The following is a 16,847-nucleotide window of genomic DNA, read 5'->3' on the forward strand; positions in this document are numbered from 1 at the left end:
GCGGCATGTGGCATCATATTTGCCGAATGGAGGTATCTATCCAATTTTATGAAAACCAAAGCCATTCTTGCTGCCTTATCCCTCATGGTCATCCTGGCCGGCTGTTCAAAACATAACAGTAAAACAACATCCACCGGCCCGATCAATTACAATGATTATGCAAACGGAGGCGTTCACCTGGAGATCGTGAATTCCGACCCGGCTGACTACAACGATGACCAGTTGTATGTAGGTGTCATCGGAGCAACGACGGGGACGAATTCCCAAAGCGCCTACATCGATTTGAAGACGGGGAAGACGGTTCTCCTGAACAATCTCAGCGCCCTGCCCCAGGTGGTTAATCCAAACAATCCAACGGACGGCAGCAAGTATATCGTTATCGGGACAAAAATGTCCGATATGCCGCTTGATCCGGCCACCGGTCATCGATCCATCCCGTTGCCCTTTATTCAGAGCGGGCGGATCCTGTTGTCGATCGGAAAGCCCCTCAATTATTATATAAACCCCGGAGGCACCAGCCTGGCTGCTCCGGTAAAGAGCACCCGTCCCACCGACTCCAACTATGGAACCGTCTTTGATTTTATGGAATTCACTTATTATTCCACCGGCGGCGGCGCGCGGGTCTTTGCCAATACCTCCAGGGTCGATGAATACGCCATTTCCATGGGCTTTGAACTCAACGCGCTCCAGGGAACGGCGGGAACCATACAAAGGGCGGGGGAACTCATGACCCATAAGAATACCCTCCAGGCTTTTCTGAATTTTAACAAGCCGGCGGACTATGATTCCTGCTACCGGGCCTTTTTTCAAGACATCGTCAACCCGGGGATTTTGGGGACTGCATCGGTTTCTTACCAGCATTTTCAAACCTATATCGATAGCATCTGGCAGAATTATAAAAGCAAGGACCTGGTGATGATTTTAGGCAGCAACAATGTGGGCAGTACGGATACAAGCCTGGTGATCCGGGGAAGGGTGGACAGCAATAATGTTTTCCATTTCACCCAAGGGGCACAGGGGGGAACGCTGCCTGTCAAACCGACGACATCGGACGTTTTAGGTGGAAATGCCGGTACAGGGGCCTTTAATAATTCTTCTTTGAATGGAACACCGGGTCACGAGCTGGATAATTCCCTGCGTGTGGCCTTTGTGGCTGCCTTAAACCGGCACAGCATCATGACCGATGCCGCGACAGGACAGATCCAATATCCGGACGACGTGTCGACTTTCTACAAAACAGACCCTTTCAATTATTATGCGGCCTTCTGGCATGCACCGGGCGTGTCGTACAATAGGTTGCAATATGCGTTTTCCTATGACGATGACGCGGGCCAGTCTTCGACAATCGTGGGGGATAACCCGGCGTATTGCACCTTGTATTTTGGACCGGTTCCCAATAACTAGAGCGACGCCTCCACTTGGTGCAATGCTTTAACGGCGGCATCGTCGGCGGGCAATGGGCCGTCGTGGAAAGCGGGGAGCAAATACCGCCATACCAGATTAATCTCATCCTGCATGTCCTTTGTCTGACAGGTGATGGCGACAACGGCATCCTGGGCAGGCATCACGATGATGTACTGCCCCATGGCGCCATCCGCCCGGAAGGCACCGTGCCGGCATCGCCAAAAAAGGTAGCCATAGCCCTGCTGCCAGTCGCTGGAGTCGCGGGGCGTGGGCCAGGACCAGGAAGGGCCGCGGTCGTTATAGGAAGTGGTGGCTTCGGTGACCCAGGCACGCGGAACGATCTGGCGACCGTTCCATTGACCGCCCTGTAGGTAGAGCTGACCGAACCGGGCCATGTCCTCCGTTTTCAGACTAAGGCCCCAGCCGCCCGTATTGATGTGTTGGGGGCTGGTTGCCCAGTTTTCACCCGTGATGCCCAGCGGCTCGAACAAGCGGGGACGGAGGTAGTCGATCATCTTTTCGCCGGTGACCTTCTGGACGATCGCGGACAGGATATAGACGCCAAGGGAATTGTACAGGAAGGTGGTACCGGGTTTATTGACGAGGGGCAGGCGGAAAAAAGCCTTGACCCAGTTGGTGTCGCCGGAAGTGACGGGGCCCGTGGGGTCCGGGTCCTGACCGACCTGCATGGTGAGCAGGTCTTTGACGGTCAACGCGGACAGGTCCTCTGGAACATCGGCGGGCAGATCGTTGGGAAAGAAAGACACGACCTTGTCGGTCACGTGCAGCCGTCCTTCGGCCACCGCCAGCCCGATGGCGGTGGAGGTAAAGCTTTTGCTGACGGAATAAAGGGGATGTAGCAAACTGTCTGCATACGGCTTCCACCAGCCTTCGGCGACGACGTGGCCGTGGCGCAGGAGCATAAAGCTGTGGAATTCGTTGGCGCTCCGGCCTGCGGCTTGCAGGAAATCAAGGATAGCTTTGGAAGATACCCCCTGGCTTTCGGGCGTGGAGCGGGGGAGTTGGGCAAAGGCGCTTACAGACAGCAGGACGCATACGACGACGGCGGCAGAGAATCGTTTCATATCCTACTAAGATAGCAAAACTATACGCACTGGGAAAGCTTCTCCTTATCCAACGGCTTGTTCAAAAACTTCTGTACAAACTGATTGCTTTCCGCCCGTATCCGGTCTTCCCTATCCATGGAGGTCGTGAGCATCATGACGATACACCTTTTCCTGATATTTTCGGGCAGATGCTGGTATTCGTCCAGGAAGTCAAAGCCGGACATTTCGGGCATATTGATGTCAAGGAAAATATAATGCGGGAGTTCCTCCGGATTGTCCTGTAAAGGCCTGAGGTATTCCAGTGCTTCCCTGGCAGAGCTTACGCAAACCACATCCTCGGCGAATCCGTAGTTTTTCATCACTACTTCCGCGATGTAGAGGTCGATTTCGTTATCGTCTACGACTAATACTTTTTTGAATTTATAGTCCATGTGAAGTCATGTTAGGCAGGCAAATGCTAAATTCGGTCCCTTTACCAATCTGGGACTTGAGTTCGATCGTGCCATTCAGTTTATCGACCGCTTCCTTGACGATGTATAAACCAAGCCCTGAGCCGATCGATTTACTGGAAACGCGGTAAAACATATTGAAAACTTTTTCCTGGTGCTCTTCTTTAATGCCAATCCCGTTGTCCAGGACCGAAATTTCCGCGGCACTTTCGGTTATATGCACGCGGACCTCCACGAAAGGATCGGGAGTCTGGGGGTCCTGGTACCGCATGCTGTTCGAAACCAGATTATTGAGGATCATCGTTAAGCGGCCCTTATCGGTATAAAAGGGGATACCGTTTTTAATCTTCGTTCTGATATTGACTTTCCTTTGTTCCTCGGCGCCTATGAATTTCAGGTTATTTGAAATGTCCGCCAACAGGTCTTGGAAATGTATTTCATGACGATCCACTTCCAGCCTGGCGTTCCTGGAATAGTCCAGAATATCCATGATAAAACCATCCAATTTCTTGATGCTGCTCTTGATAAAGCCTACGTTTTTCAGAATAAACGGGTCAAGCGTCCCCGTTTCACAAAGATTGACCACCCCCAGCATAGAGGTGAGCGGTGCCCGGAGGTCATGGGATACACTGTACACAAAACTGTCCAGCTCTTTGTTGGATTTCTTCAGTTCTTCATTCGACTGCAGCAGCGCTTTTCTCTGTAATTGCTCTTCCTGCAACCGACCCATTTCAAAGGTCTGCACAATCTGGCGTTCGTTCAGTATCTTCAACTGATAGGCCCACAGGCCGCAGATAAAGAAAACGACGGTTGCCAGGAAACCATGTATCAGAAAGGTTTGCAGGGTCATGTAATCCAACTGGGTAAAATAGATCTTGTCGTATCCCAAATACTGGAGATAACCGAAGGTGGCATGATGCACGATGACCAGTACGGCAAGCGGGATCTGCAATTTCCAGTTCTGATACGTGATCAATATGGCGCTCCCGATAAAGGCGATAAAATGCATCTCGAAAAGCCCGTGCATCTGGTAAATGTATTGGGCCATGAAAATACCCAGCACTAAGCTGGCAACGTATTGGCAGGCGTCCGACTTGGGTAAAAGAAGTTTTGTAGAATAGTAAGCAAGCAAGGATAATCCTCCTACGCCGATGGCAATGGTCCAGGTGTCATAAAAAAACGCAAGCAACAAACCGGCTATAAAGAAACTGACCAGGAAATAATTCATCAGCCTGTCCGATTTGCGCTTTATCTCCGACAGGTAATCATCGTGTAGCGATTGGTAGGTTGTTTGCAGGGGTAACATATACGATTATTGGGTACAGGCGGGTAATTGGCAGCCGTACGCCTTCAGTGCATAAGCGCTGAAGACCGGCCTATAGGAATTATGAAATAAGGAATCGATGGCCATCTGGGCGAAGTTCGTCCTTGTATCCGTACAGTACCGGCTCTTGTTATAATTGCCTCTATAGTATAAATGCCGGTCCGCATCCAGGAGAACCGCCTGGGGCGTCGAATAAACGCCGCAAGCCGCCGCTATGCTGGAATCGAAGGACACCGGGATGTCCATATCAAACTTGTCTTGTATCTGCCCGGCCGTATACGCCCGGTTGTTCAAGACAACAATGGCAAAGGCGATCTTGTCCCGGTATTTTTTTTCAAGCGATTTGAAGTAGGGGATATTAAAGCGCGAACAGGGACAATCCGGGTTAAAAAAATGAATGAATACCGGCTTGTCGTGGGCCACCCGCAACTTCCCGTCCAGCGCAACATACGCTCCTGCCGCGACGGCGTGATAGTCTTTTGGAACGGGTGTGGGGAGGCTGTATTTCCAGTCGGTGTACCAGAAAATGTAACCTATGCAGCCGAAAATAATCAGCAGCCAGAGTACAATCAGTGCCTTTTTCATGAGCCAATAGGATAAGGTGTCAATGTAACACGTGTTGGATATGGTAAATATAAGGAATTTTACTGATTTATCGGGGTGTTATTGGCAATTCTGGGCTTGTGCCTGAGGTTACCGCCATCTATAGCTTTCGTTTATACGTGGGCAAGGGGTCCTGCCTAATTGAAAAAATGAATCGCCTGCATATTGGGATCGTTTCGATGATTGATGGGCGCTATTGCGTCTTATTATCGATCATCATAAGTAGTTCAGTTGGTCAGAACACCGCGCTGTCACGGCGAAGGTCGCGGGTTCGAGTCCGTCCGGTCCGCAAAAAAATAATGATATATATTACTAGAAATTATTATTATGTTGATTGTTAATGTTTTATAGGAATCTTTGGCTTGGACATACTATGTTTTCAATAGCCTATATCCGTTTTTATACGGATATATTTTTCTAAAAAGGTAAGTAACTTGGTCATTATTGCCTACGCTTCATAAAAGTGCCTATAAATCATCCAATTAAGGCTATGAGGGATAAGTTTAGTGAATACTACAAGATTGATGAAAATACCATAAAAGAGCATTGGCAACAGGATATCTTCAGTTTTGATGCCAATGTGTTACTGAATTTGTATCGATATTCCCCCAAGACAAGAAATGCCTTTTTCAATCTCCTCGAAAAAATAAAAGACCGGATTTGGATTTCTTATCAAGCCGCATATGAGTATCAAAAGAATCGACTCATAGTCATAAACGCCCAAAAGGAGGCCTATAAAGACATACGTGATACTTTAGAAAAAAAGAAGGGTGAGATTGAAGCCAAATTAAACAGCTTTAAAAAACATCCTTATTTGCCGGCGGGTGAATTAAAGCATCAGATAGAATCCGCCTTTCATTCCATTCAAAAAGATTTGGATAAGCTTGAGCGGAATCACCCAGATTATTTAACAGAGGACCCTATTTTGGATAAGCTGACGACATTACTCGATTCTAAGGTTGGAGACGATTTTACAAAGGAGAACCTTGAAAAAGTGTATAAGGAAGGCAGAAAGCGGTATGAAGAAAACGTGCCACCGGGATATATGGACTTTCGGAATAAGAAGAATGAACCGGAAAAGTCTTTGTTTGGGGATTTGTTGGTCTGGAAGCAAATAATTGAAAAAGCGAAGACGGTCCACCACTCCATCATTTTGATTACAGACGACTTAAAGGAAGATTGGTGGTATAAATTTAAGGGAAAGACGATAAGTCCGAGACCAGAATTGATTAAAGAATTTCAAGATATTACTGGAAAGAGGATCAATATCTATCAGGCGGATGTGTTCTTTGAAATGGCAGGTAAAAACCTTAAACAGGATACCGATAGTGATGCTATACGGGAAATGCGAAAGGCAAGATTGGCCGATGAACTAGAAATATCCGTCGATGAAAATCAAGAGGAAACCAGTTTTGAAAAGGCAATAAACGCCGTAGTCGAGGAAAAAACTGATAAGGCTTATGGAAACTAATAAGGATGAAGCGAAATCCATATTTTCAAAATTAATTCAGAAGGAGCAGCTGGTGGGGGATTTATACTCTATCAACTATGAAGAGGGGAAAGTTCTGGTTCATGATTTTTTTAGACATAAAGTTGGGGGAATACCCAGCTTGAGTTTTCTTATTGCGACAAGGATTAATCCGGATGAAGACATTGATTTTAAGGAAGAGGACGCATCTGTTATTCTCCTCCGGGTAATGGATGCGGCTCAAATTCCACAAGACCGAGAGGCTGAAAAGGTGCGGATTGAGACTGCCCAAAGGATTAGCGGCGAGGCCGATAAGCAATGGGATGGAGATGAGACAATGGATGTAAAGACAAGACACATTTTTAGTTATGCTGGTATTTCATGTCGGATTATAGGAACTTTTTTCCTAGAGGAGGATGAATCGGGGTTGAGGCCAGGACTTAAGTTGAAATTTGGAAGCGATATTTCTAACTATTATTCCAATAAAGGGTTCAAGATCTATAAGCCCAACGCCGAAGCCCTTGAAGAAATTGTTAATTATTGTGATCCGGCTACTATTCAAACACATATCGAACTATACGGCAGTCAGGAAAGGGTAAAATTAGGTTCTGTTAGGTATGCCTCTACGAATAGAAAATATCAAAAAATAGATGACGTGCCTGTTTATATATATCCTGCAGACCTTCTTTCTCAAAAGTCTGCACTATTTGGCATGACGAGAACAGGGAAGTCAAATACCACAAAAATAATCGCAAAGTCTGTTTTTGAATTGAGATTACCACAAAGCGTTAGTGATGCCCCATTGCGTATTGGTCAAATTATTTTTGACCCCAATGGTGAGTATGCTAATGAAAATGCCCAAGACAAGGACGAAAGAGGAAATCCTAACGCACTTAAAAACATTTGGAGGCAAGACCCTAAAATCAGAAAGGAATCGGATGATTTGAAAAATCAATATTTGGCTGCGAAAGGCGATGAACAACTAAGGGCGAAGATAAAGAGTCAAATTAAGTCCATTGCGGAGAATGAGGTTGTAACCTATGGCCTTTTGGAGCATCCAAGGGATCCTTTTAGAAGATTAATGAAACTGAACTTTCACGCCGATGATAATTTGCAAATAGGCAAAGAAATTATTGATTTCAAGATAATCGACCAAACAGCCCAATATTTTAGAAATTTTAAACAAGTTGTTTTTCTTAAGCCGGAAGAAAGCCAATACGAAAATGAAGGAGAGTATCGGGGCCAGCTTAAACGGTATAACAGAAGAGTATTGGTCTATAGAGCCTTACTTTGTAAAGCTGGGTTTGCGCCTCCGAAACGGACCGTTACAATAGACGGAGTATTTAGTAAGAGATTAAGAGAAGTTATGGGGGCTTATGTGGATAAAAAAGCACAAAAGAAGCAGACGGTTATAAATGCCGCCGCCCATACTCTTGGGTTAAAGGAAGTTAGTTGGGATGCCCTTTCGCCCGCGTTCGAAGGCCTTTTCCTTTTCTTGTCAACGGCGGACTTTAACACATTCAACCAAGAGTACATAAATAGTAATCAAAGTGTAGAATCAGAAGGGACGGGCGAGGGTTGGGCTGAGGTGGAATTGGAAAGTTTATTGGAAATGTTTATTTGGTCTAAAGCCATCAATCTGATAGGGGGTGTTAGCGTTCAGCATACAACATCTATTGGAACCGACTATGCGAAAGATATATATGATGACTTGGTAAAAGGTAAATTGGTTATTGTCGATCAGTCAAGCGGAGAACCAGAGCTAAATAAATCATCGGCTACAAGGATCATGTGGCACATCTTTAAAGGGAACCAGGATGTGTTTAGGAATGGGATAAATAAAATACCGGAAATTTTGGTATATATCGAGGAGGCTCACAATATTTTGCCGGCAGGGAATGATTTGGACCTTTCCGATGTTTGGGTTAGAACTGCGAAGGAAGGATCGAAGTACCATATCGGGATGGTCTACGCGACACAAGAAGTGAGTAGTGTCCAAAAGAATATTCTAAAGAACACTGCAAATTGGTTTATAAGTCATTTAAATAATGCGGATGAAACAAAGGAGCTGTGCAAATATTATGATTTTGAAGATTTCGAGCCGTCTATTAGAAGGGCCCAAGACAAGGGGTTTCTAAGAGTAAAGACATTAAGTAATATGTTTGTCATTCCGGTCCAGGTCGACAAATTTGACATTAATGGGTAGAAATATCAATATATATGAGTGAAGGCAATTTTATCGGCGGGCAAGCATATGAGCCGCTTAGGAGGTTGTTATCTGATTCAAAGATTCAGGCGATGCAAGCGGAGATTCGTATCAAGTCGTCTATAAAGGAGACTAACTGGAGTGAGGAAACTGTGCATTTGGACGAGCTTGATGTTTCTGATATAAAATCCAAGGTACTTATTGCGATCGATGGCGACTATAGCAAGTCAATTATTGAAAATGGTTATCCCGGTGCTGAAATAGGGTATATCACAGTTTCTACCGTGGCAATACTATTGAATAAAGTTAGAGAGCTTGAAAAGGAAGAATTTATAGATCCCAAGAAATTTCGTGAGACTGAGAAAACTTCTTCCATTGATAGCTTATTTGTTGGGTGCAATGTTGTTCTTCAAGGTGAGCAGTCGGCCACGTCTTCCATGAGGAAGATCTTGTACAAAGAACTTTATAAGTGTCATATTTTCAAAGATTCGGAATCGCTGCTGGATACATATCATACCTTACTTCGTGAGCGACCCAAAGGTGGGCGGGCACCGAAGTGTCCTTATGACGAATGTGAGGCCGATTATGAATTTTCCGAGGGGGAATATCTTTGTAAGTCATGCGGTGGAAAACTTTATTCCACAGATGCACTGAGACTTCATGAGCTGCTGAATAATTCTGGGACTAGTGGGGAAATGTATGGGCAGATCAAAGAAACATTTAAAAAACTTCAGCTAATTCATATTTTGAGGACTTTTGAACAACACCCGAAGTATTTTTCATTGTTACGTGAGATGGTCTTTTTTATGGAGGGGCCCTTGGCTGTCTTTAGTACGGCTTCATGGCTGGCCAGGCCTATCCGCAAAGAATTGGAACGCGTGAATGATAAGGTTAGGGCGGAATTCGGTGCGGATTTGATTATTTTAGGAATAGAGCGAACTGGTAATTTTGTAAAGCATTTTATGGACATTGACACAAAAAAAGATGGTACTGACAACAATTTTCCCAACCAAAGTGCTTTTCTATTAACCAATAGCTATATAAAAGAGCATATTGTATATAATGAGAATCCCCATTTTGTATATTTAAACGACACGTCGTTCGGAAGGAAATTTTTTTATAAAACAAAGGGTGGATATCGGGTGGTCTCCTCCGTAGCTACCTTTAGTAATTACCAATCCAATACGGATACTGCTTTCCCAGCACAGTTCCCGAGACTTTCGGACGTGCTTGTATTATTGGATAAATTGGTCTCTAGCCGTTATGAGAACTCCATTACCCCTTTGGCCGCTGCTCATGCCGAAGCGGCAATTCCCCTAAATTTGGGAAAATCCGTTTTTGAGGATATTGCCCGCCAAATTAAAGAACAATCAAACGCATCATGATAGAGCTTAAGGATGTTACCACTGGCTTTCAATCACCGGAGGCAAGATGGGCGCGATTTGGACCTTATTATGCTATGTTTCCGCTTGATTTTGCGTTTGAAGTCGTTTCTAAATATTCCAAGAGGGGTGATTTTATTATTGACCCCTTTGCTGGAAGGTGTTCAAGTGTGTATGCTGGGGGTGTTTTGGGTAGGCATAGTCTTGGAATTGAAATTAATCCTGTAGGGTGGCTTTACGGAACTGTAAAGCTGTCTCCGGCGGACAAAGAGTGTGTCATTGAACGGCTATATCAGATATACAGCAGGCGAAATTTTTATAACCGGAGTGTAAGCAAAATGCCGATTTTTTATAGAATGTGCTATAGTAACGAAGTGTTAAAGTTTTTGCTAGCGGCGCGCAGTCTTTTGAAATGGCAAACCGATAGTGTGGATGCAACACTGATGTCCATTATATTGGTATATCTTCATGGTAAGCTGGGAGAAGGTCTATCAAACCAGATGAGAATGACAAAGTCCATGGGAATGGAATATTCAGTGAGATGGTGGTTGGAAAACGGTTTCAAAAGTGCACCAGAAATTAATCCGGTTGAATTTATTAAAAAGAAGATTGAATGGAGATACGAAAAAGGAAAGCCTTGCATTTTCGACAGCGAAATTGTATTTGGTGACAGTACTATTGAACTAAGAAAGATAGTTGAAAGATCAAAAGAAACAGGGATCAAGTTTTCTCTTTTATTTACATCACCTCCCTATTGTTCGCTTACAGACTATTATGCAGATCAATGGCTTCGCCTTTGGTTATTAGGTGGCCCTGAACGCCCCAAAGCGATCGGGGAGAAACATAAAGGGAGATTTGTTTCAAAAGAAGACTATTACAATCTTTTAGATTCTGTTTTTGGTAGTTGCTCGAAAATTATGGATAATGAGAGTACAATTTATGTCCGGACGGACAGACGTGAATTTACCTTTGAATCAACGATGGGAGTATTGAAAAAACATTTTCCGGAATATCGATATAAGCTTGTAGACAATCCTTTCAAGAGGCGTACTCAAACAGAATTGCACGGTAATTCATCAAAGGAGGGGGGAGAAATAGATATTATTCTGAGCAAAAAAAGGGGAAATATGATTTAGCTTTTGTTATCCAGATCTCTTTTTTCCTGGATCTTGACTAGTCATAAAAACACTATATACTATGATCGAATCATCAATAATTTCGAAAACGACGACATAAGGAAATCTGCTCATTTTTCCTTGACGTACTGGTTTGTCATAGTAACTATAGGAAGTTGGATTACGGAGTAAGCTGGTATAGAAAGCATCCAGCTCGTCTATGAACTCGGCTCCAAGACCATCCCTTTGCAATTCGTACCAATCAAAGGCTTCCCAAATTTCTATTGCTGCCAGTGGCCTGATCTCCAGTTTAAAATGCATTCCTTTGGTCTTTATGACGCGCCAAATTCTTTACTTCTTCCCAGCTAAAAGACTGGCCCTCTCCTCGAAGGTATTTTTCTCTTTCCTCCTGGATAATCTCTTTTCGGAGATCTGTTACGGTGGTTTTGTCCCGATCCCTCAGACCGACGAAGTTTTTGGCAACATTTAACAAGGATTCTTTCTGGCCGGAGGAAAGCCTAAGCCAGTATTGCATGAATTCTGCGTCAAGTCCCGGAACTGATGCCATACATAAATTTTTACAAATCTACCCTTATTTGACTCCTGCTCCAAGAGTAGTAATCCAAGGATTATTCCAGAAAATTACGAATATTCTTGCTAATTCGTTCTATTGATTATCAATGAAATAGGATCGGATCTTTTGTGGCCGTTATAATCTTTCTTGCGGCTTGCATCAGTAAATGATGAATGGCGCAAGTCCTGGGTTTTAGAAAAAAATACAATGGAAATTAAAAAATCCTCCAAAAAACTTGCGTAGCCAAATAACTTCACATATATTTGTAGTCAAATAGCTTCGCAATGAACCTGAGACGAGATGTATTTCAAGCCATAGCAGACCCGACGAGGAGGGCAATACTTTTGTTGGTGGCGTCGCATTCGATGACGGCGGGGGCGATTGCCGCGAACTTCGATACGGCGAGACCGACGGTTTCCAAACACCTGCAAATACTCACGGAGTGCGAGCTGCTGCAACAGGAGCAGAACGGCCGGGAGATTTATTATCACCTAAATGCACGCAAAATGAAAGAAGTAGCGGACTTTATCGAGCCATTCCGCAAGATGTGGGATGACCGTTTTAACAAATTGGAATCTGTCATGAAAAAATATAAATAATATGGAACAAAAAACTAAAATCGTTGCCGAAGACGGCAAACAGGAAATGGTGATTACCCGGGAATTCGATTTGCCGGTAGCCTTGCTTTTTAGGGCGCATGCCGAGGCCGAACTTGTCGAGCAGTGGATGGGCACGCAGGTCATAAAGCTGGAGAGCGAAAAGCACGGCAGCTATCAATACCTGAAAACCGACGACAAAGGAAACGTTTTGTTTAAGGCGGATGGGGTGATCCACGAATTTATACCGAACCATAAGATCATCCGGACATTCGAAATGGCGAATGTGCCCTTGGGTGTCCAATTGGAAATCTATGCGTTTGAACGGCTGACGGATGATACGAGCAAACTGCATATGCACGTCATCTACGAGTCGGTAACGCAAAGAGACCAGGTCGTACAAATGGGGATGACGCAGGGGATCAATTGGGCGCATGACCGGATACAGGCGATTGCTGGTAACTTAAAAAAATAAACCAATGAGAAACAAGATCATCTATTGGATTGCCACCCTTTGGCTGTCTTTGGGCATGGTGGCCACGGGGAGCGTGCAGGTTTTAAAGTGGAAACCGGAGGCGGATTACATTACCCATTTGGGCTACCCGGTTTTTGCGCTGACCATTATCGGGGTTTGGAAAATATTGGGCGTTGTCGCCATCCTTATCCCCAAATTCCCGCTCCTCAAAGAATGGGCGTATGCGGGCTTTTTCTTTATCATGACGGGGGCGATATTTTCCCATATCGCGGACGGGGACCCCGTCAAGGACCTTCTTCCGGCCCTATTGTTGCTGGTACTTACCTTGGTATCGTGGTATTTCCGACCTTTGGATAGAAAAATCGCTATGGCATGAACCCCAAAGTTGACGCATATCTGGACAGAGCCACCCAGTGGCAAAAAGAAATGGCGGCGTTGAGGACGATCGTCCTTGACTGCGGGCTGACCGAGGAGCTGAAGTGGGGCAAACCTTGCTATGCGTATCAGGGTAAAAATATAGTCGTCATCCAGGGTTTTAAAGAATACTGCGCGCTCCTGTTCCTCAAGGGCTACGCCTTAAGCGATACCCATGGGATCCTTCAAAAAACCGGGGAGAATACGGTGGTCGGGCGCCAGATCCGGGTGAACAGTGTCCGGGAAATTGCAGCGATAAAGGATGTCTTGAAAACCTATATTTATCAGGCCGTCGAAGTGGAGGAAGCCGATGTAAAGGCGCCCGTAACAAAGGAACCCAACATACCCGAAGAATTTCAACACAAACTGGACAAGACGCCTGCCTTAAAAAAGGCTTTTTCCGCACTGACGCCCGGACGGCAGAGGGCCTATGTTTTTTATTTTTCCCAACCCAAACAAGCGAAAACCCGGGAATCGAGGGTGGAAAAATGTGTCCAGCAAATTCTTCATGGGAAAGGCCTCAACGAGGACTGATCTTATGACCGAAGCGATGACTGCCGCTTAACGGGCGCCGGCCGTTCTTCAAATCGTTTTGAATATTCCTGTTGGTAGCGCATGGTGTTGATCCTGCTTTTGATCTGGTGGCGGATCTTTTCGTCGAGGACGCCGCTGTATTTTTCAAGAATGGACTCGTACAACTGGGTAGCGCGCGCGAAATCCTCTACGCTTTCCGCATGGAGCGCCTCGTGATACGCCTTGTCCAGTTTGGAGGTGCGGTGTTTCACGAAAAATACCGAGAAAAGTACAGTGGCACAGAGCAATACAAGGAACCCAAGACCTAGAATTTCAATCATACACGGGGCGGCTTATAGTCGAAAATTACCAAGCAATGCTTAAAGGAATAAAATTGTTTTTTTGCAATGTATACGGGGTTAACATTGTTGAAGTAATGGATTGTGGAAAAAACTCTTCGAGGGCGAAAGCGGTGCGGGTGAAGTTTTAGCTATATTCATGTACCATGTTTTCCTTCCATCCTGACAAATTCGATTTCTGGCCTGTATATGACTGCATCAAGCGGTTTTATCCCTTGGGTATACCGCGGGGAAGCCTGTATAAAGATTACGCCGGTTTTAAAGAGGCGGTTGCCCTATGGGAATCAGAGATCGTCAATGCCGACCGGTGTGAAGCACGTTGGGCGCCTTTCGTAAACGAAGTCACGCTGGGTTTGGGTAAACCGGTTTTTGGCAGGACGTATGGGCAGGCACCTTGTTATAGCATTGCCGTGGAGCTGGAAAGGAAAGTGTTGGAGAACATTACCCGTATAAGGGAGCTTCAGTGTTTCGTGAGCATCCTGGGCCCTTTTTATACGGTCATTGGTATCGACAGGAACGAGATCCAAACCGGGGAAAGGCATCCGGTGCGCAGCACCAATTACATGGTGGTGTCGCCGCAACATGAATATGAGGATTCCTTCCGGAAACTTTGTGACATCGTGGAAGACCGGTTCAAGGGATATAGATTCGTGCCCTACCGGATCTGCACAACGGCTATCGAGGGACTGCGGGTCTGGTATATGGATGAAGATGAGCCCGGTAACCGGATTTTCCATGCCCTCTTCACCTACCAAATCGATTTTAACATACAAACGCTTGGGGCGGAGACTTATGGTGCCGATGCCTGGATTAAAGAAGGCTATGTACAAAAGGGCTCCTGGGTGGCCAATCCGCCTCTATAGGCCAACACTTTACCTATGACCCTCGATCAATTTAAAACCTCTCTGCTAAACCCAACCCCACCCACCGGCCTGACAGAACCATTGAGGGCTCTTTGGCATGCCGGCAAGGGGGATTGGGACCTTACAACATCATTCCTCCGGAAACTTCGATCCGCTGCGCATTGATCCAGCGGGCAGGGTCGGTGCAAAGAAAAGCCACGACCCCACCGATGTCTTCGGGTAAGCCGACGCGGCCCAGCGCGGTGACGGAGGCAATCTGTGCATTGACCTGGGCATTGTCCCGGACGACACCGCCGCCAAAATCCGTTTCTATGGCACCGGGTGCAACGATGTTGACGCGGATCTTACGGGCACCAAGCTCTTTAGCCTGGTAGCGGGTGAGGGTTTCCATGGCGCCTTTCATGGACGCGTACGCCGCATACCCGGGGAAGGAAAACCGCGCCAGACCGGAAGAAATGTTGACGATACCGCCGCCGTCGGCGATGTACGGTAGCGCGCGCTGGGTAAGGAAAAACGGCCCCTTGAACTGGATGTTGACGAGTTCATCGAACTGCGCTTCGGTGGTGTCCGCGAAAGCTGCGTGGATGCCGATGCCGGCATTGTTGACCAGGAACTGGAATTTCTCTGCGCCCCAGGTGGCCCTTAAGGCCGTGGCCACGGAAGAAAAGAAGGCCTCGAAGCCGGAGGCATTGCTGACGTCCAGGGGAAGCGCCACGGCTTTGCGGCCGAGTTTCTCTACTGCTGCAACAACGGCCAGCGCCTCGTCTTTTTGGGTGCGGTAGGTAAGGATAATGTCGATGCCTTTTTCGGCCAGGCGGAGGACCATGTCTTTGCCAAGACCACGGCTGCCGCCGGTGACCAGGGCGATATTGTTTTGTACCATATCTGTTGTTTTTTACGATACAAAAGTAGACCAGGCCCGGGTTCCAAAAATGGTGACTGTTTCAGATTAAATGGTGAGTACGCGCCGCGCCGGGGTCGCCCGGACCTCTTCCCGGTATTGCTTGGGCGTCTGCCCGGAGAAGCGTTTGAAGAATTTGGTGAAGTTGGAGGGGTCGTAGGTCAGGAGGGTGGCGACCTCGTTAATGGGGAGGTCGGTGCCGGCCAACAGGTTTTTGGCCCGTTCGAGGATGCGGTCTTCAAAAAAGTCGCAAGGGGTCCGGCCGGTGATTTGCTTAACGGTATTGGTCAGGTGGGTGGGGTGGATGTGCAGGATCGCGGCGAAGTCACGGATCTCGAACATGTCCTGCCTGCGACCTTCCACGATATCGGCGAGGTGCTTGTCAAGCTCCTGTAGGAAAGATTCCGTGATCTCGTGGGGGCGTGGGCGTATTTTGAGGGTGGCCATAGGTCATACAAATATCGGATTTTTGTAATTTCCAGGCTGTATGAAATGGATCGCCTTCCTGCTGTTTGCCATGACCTGGGCCGCCGCACGCGGGAGTGGCGGCGCCCCCGACTCCGTCCGTGTCCTTTTCATCTACGGCTCCAAACCCGCAAAAGCCTACGAGAAGACCGAACGCAAGTGGTTTGGCGGCATGTACGGCGGACACGTAGGGATGGAGATCGGGAGGGACAGTGTGCTGAGCTTCCGGTCTACCGAATATCCATGTCATTTTTTCCCCCATAAAAAATTCAGTTCGACCTTCGAGATCAGGACGCTCCACGGAATGTGGGAGACGTTCCCGCCCCACAATTATGTGGAGGCCGACCTGAAACGCGTCGTTTTTGTCATACCGGTGACCCGGGAGCAGAAGCGGATGATCGACAGCGTGGCCCGGAGGTACCTGCACCATACCCCCTACGACTATGCGACGGCGGGGATGCGTTGCGCGTCTGCAACCTACGAGATCCTGGCCAGGGCGGGCGTGGTCCGGGACTATGGACGGGCCACGTGGTGGAAGATCCTGTTGCCCAGGGATCTGCGGTCGATCCTGTTCAGACAGGCGGAGGCCGGCGGCTGGACGATCTACCGGTTCAAGGGCTCGGCGCACCGGGTTTGGGAGGGGGATTAATTTTCTCCCCGGGTTGCTGT

The 16,847-nt window shown here is 46.8% G+C and carries 20 protein-coding genes; 11 read left to right on the forward strand and 9 right to left on the reverse strand.

Going from position 1 to position 16,847, the window contains the following annotated elements; all coding sequences use genetic code 11:
• The first annotated feature begins 48 nt into the window (after window positions 1-48).
• Window positions 49-1,404 (forward strand): beta-1,3-glucanase family protein, encoded by a 1,356-nt coding sequence (locus EDB95_RS18575; protein WP_133995748.1) that lies wholly within the window; start codon window positions 49-51, stop codon window positions 1,402-1,404.
• On the opposite strand, the gene EDB95_RS18580 is transcribed toward EDB95_RS18575, so the two are convergent.
• From EDB95_RS18580 to EDB95_RS18595, 4 genes are read right to left on the reverse strand one after another with little or no spacing between them, the layout of a single operon-like run.
• On the reverse strand, window positions 1,401-2,489 hold the full coding sequence (locus EDB95_RS18580) for a serine hydrolase domain-containing protein (RefSeq protein ID WP_133995750.1): 1,089 nt from the start codon (window positions 2,487-2,489) through the stop codon (window positions 1,401-1,403). The two genes, EDB95_RS18575 and EDB95_RS18580, sit on opposite strands and share 4 nt — an antisense overlap.
• Before the next feature lie 20 nt (window positions 2,490-2,509).
• Window positions 2,510-2,902: a response regulator gene (locus EDB95_RS18585; RefSeq protein ID WP_133995752.1), complete on the reverse strand. Its 393-nt coding sequence runs from the start codon at window positions 2,900-2,902 to the stop codon at window positions 2,510-2,512.
• Window positions 2,892-4,226, reverse strand: a complete 1,335-nt coding sequence (locus EDB95_RS18590; protein WP_133995754.1) for a sensor histidine kinase — start codon at window positions 4,224-4,226, stop codon at window positions 2,892-2,894. The genes EDB95_RS18585 and EDB95_RS18590 overlap by 11 nt, the downstream gene beginning before the upstream one ends.
• Before the next feature lie 6 nt (window positions 4,227-4,232).
• Complete coding sequence (locus EDB95_RS18595; protein WP_133995756.1) at window positions 4,233-4,829, reverse strand: TlpA family protein disulfide reductase; 597 nt, start codon at window positions 4,827-4,829, stop codon at window positions 4,233-4,235.
• Between the two features lie 508 nt (window positions 4,830-5,337).
• Here EDB95_RS18595 and EDB95_RS18600 point away from each other — a divergent pair.
• The 4 genes from EDB95_RS18600 to EDB95_RS18615 are packed head-to-tail and all read left to right on the forward strand — an operon-like array spanning window position 5,338 to window position 11,039.
• The gene (locus EDB95_RS18600; protein ID WP_133995758.1) at window positions 5,338-6,318 is read left to right on the forward strand and encodes a PIN-like domain-containing protein; all 981 of its coding nucleotides are present in this window, start codon (window positions 5,338-5,340) and stop codon (window positions 6,316-6,318) included.
• On the forward strand, window positions 6,308-8,521 hold the full coding sequence (locus tag EDB95_RS18605; RefSeq protein ID WP_133995760.1) for a helicase HerA domain-containing protein: 2,214 nt from the start codon (window positions 6,308-6,310) through the stop codon (window positions 8,519-8,521). The genes EDB95_RS18600 and EDB95_RS18605 overlap by 11 nt, the downstream gene beginning before the upstream one ends.
• A gap of 14 nt (window positions 8,522-8,535) precedes the next feature.
• Entirely contained in the window at window positions 8,536-9,906 is a 1,371-nt protein-coding gene (locus tag EDB95_RS18610) for a DNA double-strand break repair nuclease NurA (protein WP_133995762.1), read from the forward strand.
• Entirely contained in the window at window positions 9,903-11,039 is a 1,137-nt protein-coding gene (locus EDB95_RS18615) for a site-specific DNA-methyltransferase (protein ID WP_133995764.1), read from the forward strand. Before EDB95_RS18610 ends, EDB95_RS18615 begins: the two co-directional genes overlap by 4 nt.
• A gap of 6 nt (window positions 11,040-11,045) precedes the next feature.
• Here the strand turns inward: EDB95_RS18615 and EDB95_RS18620 are convergent, their stop codons facing one another.
• Both EDB95_RS18620 and EDB95_RS18625 read right to left on the reverse strand, forming a co-directional pair.
• Window positions 11,046-11,339, reverse strand: coding sequence for a type II toxin-antitoxin system RelE/ParE family toxin (locus tag EDB95_RS18620; RefSeq protein WP_133995766.1), 294 nt, complete (start codon window positions 11,337-11,339; stop codon window positions 11,046-11,048).
• Window positions 11,329-11,586: a hypothetical protein gene (locus EDB95_RS18625; RefSeq protein ID WP_133995768.1), complete on the reverse strand. Its 258-nt coding sequence runs from the start codon at window positions 11,584-11,586 to the stop codon at window positions 11,329-11,331. The genes EDB95_RS18620 and EDB95_RS18625 overlap by 11 nt, the downstream gene beginning before the upstream one ends.
• A gap of 290 nt (window positions 11,587-11,876) precedes the next feature.
• On the opposite strand from EDB95_RS18625, the gene EDB95_RS18630 reads away from it, so the two are divergent.
• Genes EDB95_RS18630 through EDB95_RS18645 form a run of 4 tightly spaced genes read left to right on the forward strand, consistent with a single transcriptional unit; the run spans window position 11,877 to window position 13,611 of the window.
• Entirely contained in the window at window positions 11,877-12,191 is a 315-nt protein-coding gene (locus EDB95_RS18630; RefSeq protein ID WP_133995770.1) for a metalloregulator ArsR/SmtB family transcription factor, read from the forward strand.
• Window position 12,192: 1 nt separating this feature from the next.
• Window positions 12,193-12,663, forward strand: a complete 471-nt coding sequence (locus EDB95_RS18635) for an SRPBCC domain-containing protein (protein WP_133995772.1) — start codon at window positions 12,193-12,195, stop codon at window positions 12,661-12,663.
• Window positions 12,664-12,667: 4 nt separating this feature from the next.
• Complete coding sequence (locus EDB95_RS18640) at window positions 12,668-13,039, forward strand: DoxX family protein (protein ID WP_133995774.1); 372 nt, start codon at window positions 12,668-12,670, stop codon at window positions 13,037-13,039.
• Window positions 13,036-13,611 carry a YdeI/OmpD-associated family protein gene (locus EDB95_RS18645; RefSeq protein ID WP_133995776.1) on the forward strand — a complete coding sequence of 192 codons (576 nt, stop codon included), beginning with the start codon at window positions 13,036-13,038 and terminating at the stop codon, window positions 13,609-13,611. The genes EDB95_RS18640 and EDB95_RS18645 overlap by 4 nt, the downstream gene beginning before the upstream one ends.
• Before the next feature lie 2 nt (window positions 13,612-13,613).
• Here EDB95_RS18645 and EDB95_RS18650 read toward each other — a convergent pair whose 3' ends face one another.
• Window positions 13,614-13,862 (reverse strand): hypothetical protein, encoded by a 249-nt coding sequence (locus EDB95_RS18650; protein WP_133995778.1) that lies wholly within the window; start codon window positions 13,860-13,862, stop codon window positions 13,614-13,616.
• A 233-nt stretch (window positions 13,863-14,095) separates the two neighbouring features.
• Here EDB95_RS18650 and EDB95_RS18655 point away from each other — a divergent pair, with 233 nt between their 5' ends.
• Complete coding sequence (locus EDB95_RS18655; RefSeq protein ID WP_133995780.1) at window positions 14,096-14,812, forward strand: hypothetical protein; 717 nt, start codon at window positions 14,096-14,098, stop codon at window positions 14,810-14,812.
• Window positions 14,813-14,933: 121 nt separating this feature from the next.
• On the opposite strand, the gene EDB95_RS18660 is transcribed toward EDB95_RS18655, so the two are convergent.
• Together EDB95_RS18660 and EDB95_RS18665 are read right to left on the reverse strand one after the other, a co-directional pair.
• Window positions 14,934-15,695, reverse strand: coding sequence for an SDR family NAD(P)-dependent oxidoreductase (locus tag EDB95_RS18660; protein ID WP_133995782.1), 762 nt, complete (start codon window positions 15,693-15,695; stop codon window positions 14,934-14,936).
• A gap of 66 nt (window positions 15,696-15,761) precedes the next feature.
• Complete coding sequence (locus EDB95_RS18665) at window positions 15,762-16,160, reverse strand: helix-turn-helix domain-containing protein (RefSeq protein ID WP_133995784.1); 399 nt, start codon at window positions 16,158-16,160, stop codon at window positions 15,762-15,764.
• A gap of 40 nt (window positions 16,161-16,200) precedes the next feature.
• Between EDB95_RS18665 and EDB95_RS18670 the strand changes: the two genes are divergently transcribed.
• Entirely contained in the window at window positions 16,201-16,827 is a 627-nt protein-coding gene (locus tag EDB95_RS18670) for a hypothetical protein (RefSeq protein WP_133995786.1), read from the forward strand.
• Window positions 16,828-16,847: the final 20 nt, after the last annotated feature.

It is taken from the genome of Dinghuibacter silviterrae, assembly GCF_004366355.1.
GTDB lineage: Bacteria > Bacteroidota > Bacteroidia > Chitinophagales > Chitinophagaceae > Dinghuibacter > Dinghuibacter silviterrae.

Bases quoted from the DNA above. Each gene is read 5' to 3' on its own strand.
- EDB95_RS18575 (WP_133995748.1), top strand. From the start codon at position 49: ATGAAAACCAAAGCCATTCTTGCTGCCTTATCCCTCATGGTCATCCTG.
- EDB95_RS18580 (WP_133995750.1), bottom strand. From the start codon at position 2,489: ATGAAACGATTCTCTGCCGCCGTCGTCGTATGCGTCCTGCTGTCTGTA.
- EDB95_RS18585 (WP_133995752.1), bottom strand. From the start codon at position 2,902: ATGGACTATAAATTCAAAAAAGTATTAGTCGTAGACGATAACGAAATC.
- EDB95_RS18590 (WP_133995754.1), bottom strand. From the start codon at position 4,226: ATGTTACCCCTGCAAACAACCTACCAATCGCTACACGATGATTACCTG.
- EDB95_RS18595 (WP_133995756.1), bottom strand. From the start codon at position 4,829: ATGAAAAAGGCACTGATTGTACTCTGGCTGCTGATTATTTTCGGCTGC.
- EDB95_RS18600 (WP_133995758.1), top strand. From the start codon at position 5,338: ATGAGGGATAAGTTTAGTGAATACTACAAGATTGATGAAAATACCATA.
- EDB95_RS18605 (WP_133995760.1), top strand. From the start codon at position 6,308: ATGGAAACTAATAAGGATGAAGCGAAATCCATATTTTCAAAATTAATT.
- EDB95_RS18610 (WP_133995762.1), top strand. From the start codon at position 8,536: ATGAGTGAAGGCAATTTTATCGGCGGGCAAGCATATGAGCCGCTTAGG.
- EDB95_RS18615 (WP_133995764.1), top strand. From the start codon at position 9,903: ATGATAGAGCTTAAGGATGTTACCACTGGCTTTCAATCACCGGAGGCA.
- EDB95_RS18620 (WP_133995766.1), bottom strand. From the start codon at position 11,339: ATGCATTTTAAACTGGAGATCAGGCCACTGGCAGCAATAGAAATTTGG.
- EDB95_RS18625 (WP_133995768.1), bottom strand. From the start codon at position 11,586: ATGGCATCAGTTCCGGGACTTGACGCAGAATTCATGCAATACTGGCTT.
- EDB95_RS18630 (WP_133995770.1), top strand. From the start codon at position 11,877: ATGAACCTGAGACGAGATGTATTTCAAGCCATAGCAGACCCGACGAGG.
- EDB95_RS18635 (WP_133995772.1), top strand. From the start codon at position 12,193: ATGGAACAAAAAACTAAAATCGTTGCCGAAGACGGCAAACAGGAAATG.
- EDB95_RS18640 (WP_133995774.1), top strand. From the start codon at position 12,668: ATGAGAAACAAGATCATCTATTGGATTGCCACCCTTTGGCTGTCTTTG.
- EDB95_RS18645 (WP_133995776.1), top strand. From the start codon at position 13,036: ATGAACCCCAAAGTTGACGCATATCTGGACAGAGCCACCCAGTGGCAA.
- EDB95_RS18655 (WP_133995780.1), top strand. From the start codon at position 14,096: ATGTTTTCCTTCCATCCTGACAAATTCGATTTCTGGCCTGTATATGAC.
- EDB95_RS18660 (WP_133995782.1), bottom strand. From the start codon at position 15,695: ATGGTACAAAACAATATCGCCCTGGTCACCGGCGGCAGCCGTGGTCTT.
- EDB95_RS18665 (WP_133995784.1), bottom strand. From the start codon at position 16,160: ATGGCCACCCTCAAAATACGCCCACGCCCCCACGAGATCACGGAATCT.
- EDB95_RS18670 (WP_133995786.1), top strand. From the start codon at position 16,201: ATGAAATGGATCGCCTTCCTGCTGTTTGCCATGACCTGGGCCGCCGCA.